Origin of the sequence: Oceanimonas sp. AH20CE76, assembly GCF_039654065.1 — a bacterium.
Lineage (GTDB): Bacteria > Pseudomonadota > Gammaproteobacteria > Enterobacterales > Aeromonadaceae > Oceanimonas > Oceanimonas smirnovii.
In genome coordinates this window covers 398,058-408,620 of sequence record NZ_CP155481.1, presented here as the reverse complement: position 1 = coordinate 408,620, position 10,563 = coordinate 398,058, and the positions used below count along the sequence as shown (strand labels likewise).

At 57.2% G+C, this 10,563-nt stretch carries 8 protein-coding genes; 6 read left to right on the top strand and 2 right to left on the bottom strand.

Features of this window, described 5'->3' with window-relative positions:
- Positions 1-6: 6 nt before the first annotated feature.
- Positions 7-363 carry a DUF488 family protein gene (locus tag N2M06_RS02075; RefSeq protein ID WP_317074187.1) on the bottom strand — a complete coding sequence of 119 codons (357 nt, stop codon included), beginning with the start codon at positions 361-363 and terminating at the stop codon, positions 7-9.
- Positions 364-508: 145 nt separating this feature from the next.
- Here N2M06_RS02075 and N2M06_RS02070 point away from each other — a divergent pair, with 145 nt between their 5' ends.
- From N2M06_RS02070 to N2M06_RS02050, 5 genes are all read left to right on the top strand, one after another.
- Positions 509-1,261: a MipA/OmpV family protein gene (locus N2M06_RS02070; RefSeq protein ID WP_346351442.1), complete on the top strand. Its 753-nt coding sequence runs from the start codon at positions 509-511 to the stop codon at positions 1,259-1,261.
- 338 nt (positions 1,262-1,599) lie between these two features.
- The gene (dctP, locus tag N2M06_RS02065) at positions 1,600-2,622 is read left to right on the top strand and encodes a TRAP transporter substrate-binding protein DctP (RefSeq protein WP_346351441.1); all 1,023 of its coding nucleotides are present in this window, start codon (positions 1,600-1,602) and stop codon (positions 2,620-2,622) included.
- Between the two features lie 71 nt (positions 2,623-2,693).
- On the top strand, positions 2,694-3,290 hold the full coding sequence (locus N2M06_RS02060) for a TRAP transporter small permease (RefSeq protein WP_346351440.1): 597 nt from the start codon (positions 2,694-2,696) through the stop codon (positions 3,288-3,290).
- An 11-nt stretch (positions 3,291-3,301) separates the two neighbouring features.
- On the top strand, positions 3,302-4,588 hold the full coding sequence (locus N2M06_RS02055) for a TRAP transporter large permease (RefSeq protein ID WP_346351439.1): 1,287 nt from the start codon (positions 3,302-3,304) through the stop codon (positions 4,586-4,588).
- Between the two features lie 9 nt (positions 4,589-4,597).
- Positions 4,598-5,041 (top strand): universal stress protein, encoded by a 444-nt coding sequence (locus N2M06_RS02050; protein ID WP_026344851.1) that lies wholly within the window; start codon positions 4,598-4,600, stop codon positions 5,039-5,041.
- A gap of 71 nt (positions 5,042-5,112) precedes the next feature.
- Here the strand turns inward: N2M06_RS02050 and sstT are convergent, their stop codons facing one another.
- Positions 5,113-6,333 (bottom strand): serine/threonine transporter SstT, encoded by a 1,221-nt coding sequence (gene sstT / locus N2M06_RS02045; RefSeq protein WP_346351438.1) that lies wholly within the window; start codon positions 6,331-6,333, stop codon positions 5,113-5,115.
- Positions 6,334-6,548: 215 nt separating this feature from the next.
- On the opposite strand from sstT, the gene N2M06_RS02040 reads away from it, so the two are divergent.
- Entirely contained in the window at positions 6,549-10,550 is a 4,002-nt protein-coding gene (locus N2M06_RS02040; RefSeq protein WP_346351437.1) for a hypothetical protein, read from the top strand.
- Positions 10,551-10,563 lie beyond the last annotated feature (13 nt).

The window sequence follows — 10,563 nt, the reverse complement described above, 5'->3', positions numbered from 1 at the left end:
AACAGACTAATCCGAGCCCAGCATCGCCAGATATTGCTTCAGCACTACCGCATTGTTGTGCCGCTCGTCGCTGGCGGCAAACAGCAGGGTAATGGTTGCCGACCTGGCCCGGTCAGCTAGCGGCCGCAGGCTTTCTCGGTGGGCTTTCAGCTCGCCAAGATAAGCACGCCGAAACTCATCCCAGCTGATGTCACCCCGGTGAAACTCCTGGCGCAACTCGTCACTCGGAGCCACCTCTTTCAGCCAGTCATTCAAGACCGCGTTTTTCTTGCTTAATCCTCTGGGCCAGAGCCGGTCTACCAGAATGCGGCAGCCATCTTCAGGCTCGGCAGCCTCATAGATTCGTTTTAAATGTACCGCCATATTCAGCTCCTTTCACTGCGCCCAATATGGGTATACCCAAACATTACACTATTATTGACTATGGTAGACTCGCCTCGTTTTATATCCGGCGTCTGCTTATCCGTTCAGGGTAAGCCATTCTTTTTATTTCAGGAGCATAATGTTCATGTACAGGAATCTTCTCTGTTCTGTTGCAGTGTTACCCCTGCTGGCTGCCCCGGCCCTGGCTCAGCCCCTCAGCGGCAGTGTAGGTATCTCGGTGACTCAGGCCCCGGATTATCTGGGCAGTGACGACTATAAAAGCCGTACCCTGCCCGATGTGAACCTGCGTTATGGCGAGCAGCTCTATCTGAACCTGAGAGATGGCCTGGGCTGGAATATTTATCATCACCAGAACTGGACTCTGTCCCCTTTTGTCGGATATGTACCGGGTCGCGATAATGAGGGTGATCTTAGTCGTTTTGAGAAGGTGGATGGCGGCTTGACCGGTGGTTTCCGTCTGCAATACAAGCCGGGCCCCTGGAACCTGACCCTTAAAGCACAAGCCCCCGTCTCCGGGGATATGGACGGTTATCAGCTGACCCTGCGTGCCGGTTGGCAGAATCAAATTGCTCCCGGTTGGTCCGTGGGTCTTAGCCCCAGCCTGACCTACAGCAGCAAGGAATGGACACAAAGCCTGTTCCGGGTGTCGGCCCGTGATGCACTGAAAAGCGGCTTTCAACGCTATGAGCCCGGTGATGGCTACTGGCGACTGGGCATCGGCGGCAACATCAATTACCGCTTTGCCGACAACTGGTCGCTCACCGGTCTTGCCGCTGTCACTCAGCTGACCGGCGATGCCAAAGACAGCCCCATCGTCCGCGATGCCGGTGACGATGTGCAGGCGCTGGCCGGCATGGTACTGAGCTACCACTTCTGAGTTAAAAACAGGCAACCGGGTTGCCTGTTTTTTCATTTCCGGACTAAGCTTGCCGTCAGCAAAAAAGCAACACTTGGTTACCATTGTAATCTTTAGATTGCTATCCTTTCGTCAGTGTCACCATCTTTTTCATTTCGCTCACAACACTTATAAAAATCCATAAAAAGCAGCAAAACACCGCAAAAACCATGCCAAAACACACAAAGCAGCACCTCTAAGTTTGTCTTTGATCACCAAACTCCAGTTGAACCTCTCCCCTTTTCTTGCGTCTTTTTACTTATTTTGCCAGTCTATAAAAGCAATTAAGGTTAGAACACGAAACCATAACGGAGCATCGAATGGATATGCAAAAGGGATTCAAGTTCAGAAAACTGGCCGGTATTTCGGCCCTGGCCATGTTCGCCTGTGGTGCTGCTCAGGCCGATACCTGGCGTTATGCCCACGAAGAATATGAAGGCGATGTGCAGGATGTGTTCGCCTACAAGTTCAAGGAATACATTGAAGACAACTCGGATCATCAGCTGCAGATTTACCGCTTTGGTGAACTGGGTGAGTCTGATGACATTATGGAGCAGACTCAGGCTGGCATTCTGAACTTTGTAAACCAGTCGCCCGGCTTTACCGGCGCTCTGATCCCGGAAGCTCAGATCTTCTTTATTCCTTACCTGATGCCCACCGAGATGGAGGATGTGGTCAGCTTCTTCCGTGAAAGTAAAGCCATCAACGAGAAATTCCCCGAGCTGTATGCGGAAAAGGGTCTGGAGCTGCTGCAAATGTATCCGGAAGGTGAGTTTGTGGTGACCCTGGATGAGCCGATCACCTCGCCGGATGAGCTGAAAAACAAGAAAATCCGGGTCATGACCAACCCGCTGCTGTCGGAAACCTATTCCGCCTTTGGTGCTACGCCCACGCCCCTGCCCTGGGGTGAGGTATACGGTGCCCTGCAGACCAACATGATTCAGGGTCAGGAAAACCCCATCTTCTGGATCGAATCCGGTGGTCTGTATGAAGTGTCACCCAACCTGGTGTTTACCGGACATGGCTGGTTTACCACTGCCATGATGGCCAACCAGGACTTCTACAACGGCTTGTCCGATGAAGACAAGCAGCTGGTACAAAAAGCCTCTGACTACGCCTTTGAAGAAATTCTCGAGCACATCGACGGCCTGGCCGAGCGCTCACTGGAGAAAATCACCAGCAGCAGCGACGACGTCACTGTCACCCGTCTGAATGACGAACAGATTGCTGTCTTCCGCGAGCGCGCTCCTCAGGTGGAAGCCAAGTTTATTGAAATGACCGGCGACCGCGGCAAGGAGCTGCTGAACACCTTTAAAGAAGATCTTAAAAACGTTACCAACTAACCTGAACGGGGCGCCTGGCGCCCCTTCTCTTTTACCCTGGCCGGCTCTTTCATCCGGTCAAGGAGTACGCAATGTCTGACAAAAACCAAGAAGCTGTGGAAGACGATACTGCCGGTTATACCTCCGGCCTGCCCGGTATACTGGGCTGGATAGACGAGGGTATAGCCCGTATCGAAGCCGTTATGCTGGCCGCCGGTGTGCTGCTGATGGCCATTAACACCTGCACCAACGTGATCGCCCGCTTTGTGTTTGGTGAAGGTTTTTTCTTCTCGGGCGAAATCAACCGCATTCTTATTATCCTCATTACCTTTGCCGGCCTGGGCTATGCCGCCCGCCATGGCCGCCATATTCGTATGTCGGCCCTGTATGACTCGCTATCGGTGAAATGGCGTAAATCGCTGATGGTGCTGATCTCCCTGTTTACCTCCGCCGTTATGTTCTTTTTGTGCTATCACGCTTACGGCTATATCGACACCCTGTACAGCCGGGGCCGCATTTTGCCGGCGCTGGGCTTTGAGATCTGGTGGATTTATCTGTGGGTGCCGGTGGGCTTTGCCATTACCGGCATTCAGTATTTTCTTACCGCCGTTAAAAACATCACCAGCCGGGGCGTATATCTGTCTACCGGTGTGCTGGACGGCTATGACGACACCGAAACCGAAGTATAAGGGCTGATTTCATGGCAACACTGTTAATGTCGATCATGATTGGCCTGCTGCTGCTGGGCTTTCCCATGATGATTCCGCTGATCACCGCTGCTGTGGTTGGCTTTGTAATGATGTTCGACGGCTTTGGCCAGATGGGCACCTTTATTCAGCAGATGATGGGCGGCATTCGCCCGGCCTCGCTGATTGCGGTGCCCATGTTTATTCTGGCCGCCGATATTATGACCCGGGGTCATTCTGCCGACCGGCTGATCAATATGGTCATGGCCTTTATCGGGCATATCAAGGGCGGGCTGGCCATCAGTACCGCTACTTCCTGTACTCTGTTCGGGGCCGTTTCCGGTTCTACGCAGGCCACTGTGGTGGCAGTGGGCTCGCCACTGCGGCCCAAAATGCTGCGCGCCGGCTATTCCGATGCCTTTACTCTGGCGCTGATCATCAACGCCAGTGATATCGCCTTTTTGATCCCGCCGAGCATAGGCATGATTATTTATGGCGTTATATCGGAAACCTCTATTGCCGAGCTGTTTATTGCTGGTATAGGCCCGGGCCTGTTGATCCTGTTTATGTTCTCGCTCTACTGCCTGTATTACGCCCACAAGAACAAGGTGCCCACCGAGCCCAAGGCCAGCTGGCGTGAGCGGGGGGTGGCAGTGCGCCAGGCATTGTGGCCGCTGTTCTTTCCGGTGATTATTGTGGGCGGGATTTACGGCGGTATTTTCAGCCCCACCGAGGCTGCGGCCGTGTGCGTGCTTTATGCCTTCCTGCTGGAATTTGTGGTGTTCCGTTCGCTCAAGCTGCCGGATATTTACCGCATTGCCAAATCCACCGGGCTTATTACCGCTGTAGTGTTTATTCTGGTGGCGGTAGGCAACGGGTTTTCCTGGATATTGTCGTTTGCCCAGGTGCCGCAAACCATTCTGGAGTCGGTGGGAGTTAATGAAGCCGGCCCGGTAGGTGTGCTGATTGCCATTTGTGTGGCCTTCTTTATTGCCTGCATGTTTGTGGATCCGATAGTGGTCATTCTGGTGCTCACGCCCATTTTTGCGCCGGCCATTCAGTCTACCGGCCTGGATCCGGTACTGGTGGGCGTGCTGATCACCCTGCAGGTGGCCATCGGCTCGGCCACGCCGCCCTTTGGCTGTGATATTTTTACCGCCATCGCTATTTTCAAACGCCCGTACATGGAAGTGATCAGAGGTACGCCGCCCTTTATCTTTATGCTGGTGGCGGCAGCGGCGCTGATTATCGCCTTTCCCGAGATTGCGCTGTACTTCAGGGACCTGGCCTTTGCGGACTAAGGAGGCAATGTGTTCAAACGAATAGTCGTGGCCGTAGACGGCTCCGATACCGCACTCAAAGCCGTAGACAAGGCGGTGCAGCTGCAGCAGCTGCTGCCCGAGGCCGAGATATATCTGATTTGTGTCTACAAGCACCACAGCCTGTTTGAAGCCAGTCTGTCCATTGGCCGGCCGGCAGAAATGGATATTCCCGACAAAGTACTGACGGAATATGCCAAGGAAGTGGTCAACTTTGCCAAGGCCCACGCCCTTGGCAAAGGGGCCACTCACCTGCGCGGCTTTGTGCGCGGTGGCCGCCCTTCCAAGGTGATTGTAAAATTTGCCAAAGAAAAAGAAGCCGACCTGATAGTGGTGGGCACCCGCGGCACTCACAGTGACAAGGACGGCATGCTGCTGGGCAGTGTATCCCACCGAGTGACCAGTGCCGCCAAATGTCCGGTGCTGGTGGTGTGAAAACACCCCAGCAATAAAAAAGGCCGGTGAGCAGTGCTCGCCGGCCTTTTGCTTACAGGGGGCTTTGCAAATTACTTTTTGTTCTCGTCGGCCATGCAGGCCGCGGCGGTAAACAGCACGTCAGTGGAGCTGTTCAGGCCGGTTTCAGCAGAGTCTTGCAGCACACCAATAATAAAGCCCACGGCCACTACCTGCATGGCAATGTCGTTGGGAATGCCAAACAGACTGCAGGCCAGCGGAATAAGCAGCAGAGAGCCGCCGGCCACACCGGAAGCACCGCAGGCAGACACAGACGCTACCACGCTCAGCAGCAGGGCGGTCATCATGTCTACTTCAATACCCAGTGTGTGCACCGCCGCCAGAGTGAGCACGGTAATGGTAATAGCGGCACCGCCCATATTGATGGTGGCTCCCAGGGGAATGGACACGGAATAGGTGTCTTCATGTAATTTGAGCTTTTTGCACAGCTCCATGTTGACCGGAATGTTGGCAGCAGAGCTGCGGGTAAAGAAAGCGGTCACACCGCTTTCGCGCAGGCACTGCAGTACCAGCGGATAGGGGTTGCGACGGATTTTCAGGTATACCAGCAGCGGGTTCACCACCAGCGCGATGATCAGCATGGCACCCAGTAATACTGCCAGCAGCTGGGCATAACCCCAGAGCGCATCAAAGCCGGTGCTGGCAATGGTGTTGGCCACCAGACCAAAAATACCGATGGGAGCCAGCCGGATCACAAACTTCACAATGGCAGACACGCCCATAGACAGATCAGCCAGCAGGGTTTTAGTGCTGTCGCCGGCATGATGAAACGCCAGCCCCAGGCCAACAGCCCAGGCCAGCACACCAATGAAGTTGCCGGTCAGCAGGGCATTCACCGGGTTATCAACAATGTTGAATACCAGGGTCTGCAGCACTTCGCCAATGCCTTCCGGCGGCGAGGCCTCACCGCCGTGGCTGGCCAGTACCAGCTCGGTAGGAAACGCAAAGCTCAGCAGCACGGCAGTGAGTGCCGCGGCAAAAGTACCCAGTAAATAGAGATACAGAATAGGCTTGATGCTGGTCTGCTCGCCTTTCCTGTGGTTGGCGATGGACGACATTACCAGCACAAACACCAGCACAGGTGCTACCGCCTTGAGCGCGCCTACAAACAGACTGCCCAGTAAGCCAGCGGACTCGGCTGCCCCGGGAGCCAGTACCGCCAGCAGAGTACCGGCTACAATACCAATCAAAATTCGGGTTACCAGGCTGCCGCCATAAATCATGCGCAGCATAAGGGGTTGGGTTTGGTTCATATTCATCCTTTGATGGCGAAAAATCCATCTCATACACTGAAGACAAGGCAACTTTATAGCAGAAAAATCCAGCTAAAAAGCATAAGGTCGGTTTTTTGTAAGGTCATACACAAATTTTTACTCACAAATCGCCATAAAAATAGCCGAAAGGCTCCCGGTCTCAATTCGCTGCTAGGCTTTAAGCACACTTTTTGCGCAGCCTTACAAGGACTGTTATGCGCCTCATTCTTTCCCTGTTGCTGTTTTTATTGCCCATTCTCTCCCGTGCGGAGCAGGTGCCGGAACCCTTGCAGCCCTGGACCGGCTGGGTGTTGCAGGGCAGCAGCCAAAGCCGCTGCCCGCTGCTGTACCGGCAAAGCACTCAGCGTCAGTGCGCCTGGCCCGGGCAGCTGAACCTCGCATTAAATGACAAGGAAGGGCGTTTTGAGCAAAGCTGGGAACTGTATGATGACGCCGATATACCTCTGCCCGGCAACCGTGAGCACTGGCCACAGCAAGTAATGGTAAACGGCGTGCCTGCCTTGCTGGGGGAGCGCGACGGCAAGCCGGTGCTGTCTTTGCCAGCAGGAGAGCACCGCATCAACGGTGTCTGGCAATGGGCCAGCATGCCGGTCAGCCTGCAGCTCGACCCGGGCACAGGACTGCTGGCACTGAGTGTAAACGGCCAGCCTGTGGCTGAGCCTGAGCTGGATAAACAGGGCCGGCTGTGGCCCGGCCGGCGCAACCAGGCTCAGCCCCCCGCAGCCAATACCCTGAACATGACCGTCTATCGTCATATTGCCGACGACATCCCCCTGCAGGTGAATACTCACATTGAGCTGAAAGTGGCCGGCGAGCCCAGGGAGCTGCAGCTGGGACCTGTGCTGCTTGAAGATCAGATACCGCTGGCGCTGAACAGCCCCCTGCCGGCCCGGCTGATGCCCGACGGTCGTCTGCGGCTGCAGATACGCCCGGGCAACTGGCAGCTGCAGCTGATCAGCCGTCATACCGGGCCGGCCGAGGCCCTGTCGCTGCCTGCCATTCCCACCCCCTGGCCTAAAGAAGAAGTCTGGGTAGTGCAGGCTTTTCCGCAACTCAGAGTGATGGAAATCAATGGTCCCAACGCCGTGGATGCCGGCCAAAGCGGTCTGCCTGCCCACTGGCAGACTTTGCCTGCTTTTTATATGACGCCGGGCACCACCATGAAATTTACTGAGTTGCGCCGGGGCGATCCGGGTCCGTCACAAAGTCCTCTCAGCCTGCGGCGAGAGCTGTGGCTCGATTTTAACGGGGGTGGCTACACCGTTAACGACACTCTGAGTGGCAACCTGAGCCACAGCATTCGCCTTACCAGCTCGCTGAGCCCGGGGCGGATTACCGTGAACGGCGAGCCCCGGCCGGTTACTCAGCTGAATAACAGTCAGCCCGGCATAGAGCTGCGCCCCGGCCCGGTTGAACTGGTGGCCGACAGCCGGCAGACAAACCATATTGGCAGCCTGCCGGTGTCGGGCTGGAATGTCACCACAGATAATGTCAGCAGCCGACTGAACCTGCCACCGGGCTGGAGCCTGCTGGCCGCCTTTGGCATGGACAACCGCCCCCACACCTGGCTGCAACGCTGGACCCTGCTGGATTTATTTCTGGTGCTGATCGCCGCCGTGGCGGCATTGCGGCTGTGGGGCTGGCACTGGGGCATGCTTACGCTGGTGACACTCGGGCTTATCTGGCATCAGGCTTCCGGACTGGGGCCGCCACGCTGGATCTGGCTGCATCTGCTGGCAGCAACGGCTCTGTTGCGTGTGCTGCCCGCCAACCGGCTGCGAACCTGGGTCGCAGGCTACCGGCTGCTGGCATTGTTAGTACTTACTTTGCTCACCATCCCTTTTATGGTGGATGAAGTACGCACCGCCCTTTATCCGCAACTGGCAAGGCCGGGAGCGGTGATGCCCGCCCCTGTAACCGGCAGCCCGCGCCAGGCCAGCGCCGAGCTGGAGGCAAGGGCTGAAGCCATGACAGATAACATACTGTCTGCCTCCGGCGCACCTGATGCTCTGCCCCGGCTGGATCCGAATGCGCAAATACAAACAGGCCCGGGGTTGCCGGACTGGCACTGGCGCACCCTGGAATTTGAATGGAATGGCCCGGTCACGCCCGAGCAACAGCTGCATTTATTCTTGCTGTCGCCCAAGGTGAATGCCGGCCTGAACCTGCTGCGGGTAGTACTGCTGTGCCTGCTGGTGCTGCGCATGGCGGGCTTTAGCCTTCAAGGTGGCAAGAGCCTGTATTTGCAACAAAAGCTGTGGAGCTGGCCGCTCACGCTGCTGATGCTGCCCCTGCTGCTGGCTGCCCCCGGCGCAAAGGCCGACTTTCCTTCGCCCGAGCTGCTGGCGGAGCTGAAAACCCGGCTGCAGGCCCCGCCTGACTGCCTGCCCGAGTGTGCGCTTGCTACTGATTTAACCCTTATTGCCGAGCCGGATACCCTGATATTAACGCTGAACATACATACTCAAACCCCTATGGCAGTGCCCCTGCCGGGCCGCTGGCAGCCAAAGCAGGTGCAGCTGAACAGCACTGCCGCCAGCGGACTGTGGCGCAATGGCGAGGGCGTGCTGCACTTGCCATTACCGGCGGGTATTCATCGTATTGAGATAAGTGGCCCCTTGCCAGCCCAAAGTCAGCTGCAACTGTCCCTGCCCATGCCGCCCAAACGGGTGAACGCCCGACTGAATGGCTGGAGGCTGCAGGGCGTGAATGAAAACGGCGTCCCCGAAGGCCGGCTGCAACTCACACGACTGACCGCCGATGGCAAACCCGAAGGCTCCGCATTAAAACCCGGCGTACTGCCGGACTTTGCCGAATTGACCCGCACTCTGCAGCTGGGGCTGGACTGGCGGATAGAAAATCAGCTGGTGCGCCAGACCAATGTGGATCAAACCCTGCGTCTTGCCATTCCCTTGCTGCCCGGTGAGTCGGTGCTTACCGACGGCATTAAGGTGGAAAACGGCAAGGCTCTGATCAGTCTGGCTTCGGGCCAGCGCCAGCTCAGCTGGCAGTCGGCACTGGCACGCACCGACTCGCTGGTGCTGACAGCGACAAACACGCAAGACTGGAGTGAAACCTGGCGGCTGGACGCCAGCCCCATCTGGCATGTAAACAGCGACGGGCTGGCCCCGGTGCACCCGCAAGGCGGTGCTCTGCCCGAATGGCGACCCTGGCCCGGCGAACAACTGACCCTTGCCATTTCCCGGCCGGCCACGGTGCCCGGCCAGACCCTGACCATAGATGCCAGCAGCCTGAAAGTGCAGCCCGGCAAGCATGCCACCGATGCACACCTTGAGCTGACTCTGCGCAGCAGCCAGGGCGGCCGCCATGCGCTGCAACTGCCGGAAGGGGCCGAGCTGCAGCGTGTGGAAATAAATGGCCGTACCCTGCCACTGCGCCTGAGTGAACGCACCCTTACCCTGCCATTAACGCCGGGCACACAAACCGCCCGCATTCACTGGCGGCAGCCGGCAGGCATCGGCCCTGTGTTCACTACTCCTCAAGTTAATCTCAACAGCCCCAGCGTGAACCACCGCATCGAGCTGGTGCCGGGGCAGGATCGCTGGGTGCTGTTTACCGGTGGCCCTCGGCTGGGGCCGGCAGTGCTGTTCTGGAGCCTGCTGGCCATCACCGCCTTGCTGGCGGCGGGGCTGGCCCGGCTGCCGTTCACGCCGCTGCGTTTTTATCACTGGCTGCTGCTGGGGCTGGGGCTGACTCAGGTGCCGCTGTGGATGGCCGCCACTGTAGTACTCTGGCTGCTGGCACTGGGCCTGCGGGCACGCTGGCAGCATCAGCAGGCCGGCGGCTGGTTCAATCTGGCGCAAATTGGCCTGGTATTACTGACCCTGGTGGCGCTTAGCTATCTGTTTGCCGCCATTCAGCAAGGACTGCTGGGCCTGCCCGATATGCAGATTGCCGGCAACGGCTCCTGGGGTAACCGGCTTAACTGGTATCAGGATCGCAGCGCAGCCACCCTGCCCACCGGCTGGATGCTGTCGGTGCCGTTGCTGGTATACCGGCTGCTGATGCTGCTGTGGGCATTGTGGCTGGCCTTTGCTCTGCTGGGCTGGCTGCGCTGGGGCTGGCAATGCTTTGCAAGCCACGGGTTGTGGCGACCGCTGGAATTCTTCAGGCGAGCTAACAAAACGCCGTGGAAAACCCCAAAAAAGCCGGAGCAGGGTTCAGATGAGATCTAGCTTGGGGTACTCT

Bases quoted from the DNA above. Each gene is read 5' to 3' on its own strand.
- sstT (WP_346351438.1), bottom strand. From the start codon at position 6,333: ATGAACCAAACCCAACCCCTTATGCTGCGCATGATTTATGGCGGCAGC.
- N2M06_RS02055 (WP_346351439.1), top strand. From the start codon at position 3,302: ATGGCAACACTGTTAATGTCGATCATGATTGGCCTGCTGCTGCTGGGC.
- N2M06_RS02075 (WP_317074187.1), bottom strand. From the start codon at position 363: ATGGCGGTACATTTAAAACGAATCTATGAGGCTGCCGAGCCTGAAGAT.
- N2M06_RS02040 (WP_346351437.1), top strand. From the start codon at position 6,549: ATGCGCCTCATTCTTTCCCTGTTGCTGTTTTTATTGCCCATTCTCTCC.
- N2M06_RS02070 (WP_346351442.1), top strand. From the start codon at position 509: ATGTACAGGAATCTTCTCTGTTCTGTTGCAGTGTTACCCCTGCTGGCT.
- dctP (WP_346351441.1), top strand. From the start codon at position 1,600: ATGGATATGCAAAAGGGATTCAAGTTCAGAAAACTGGCCGGTATTTCG.
- N2M06_RS02060 (WP_346351440.1), top strand. From the start codon at position 2,694: ATGTCTGACAAAAACCAAGAAGCTGTGGAAGACGATACTGCCGGTTAT.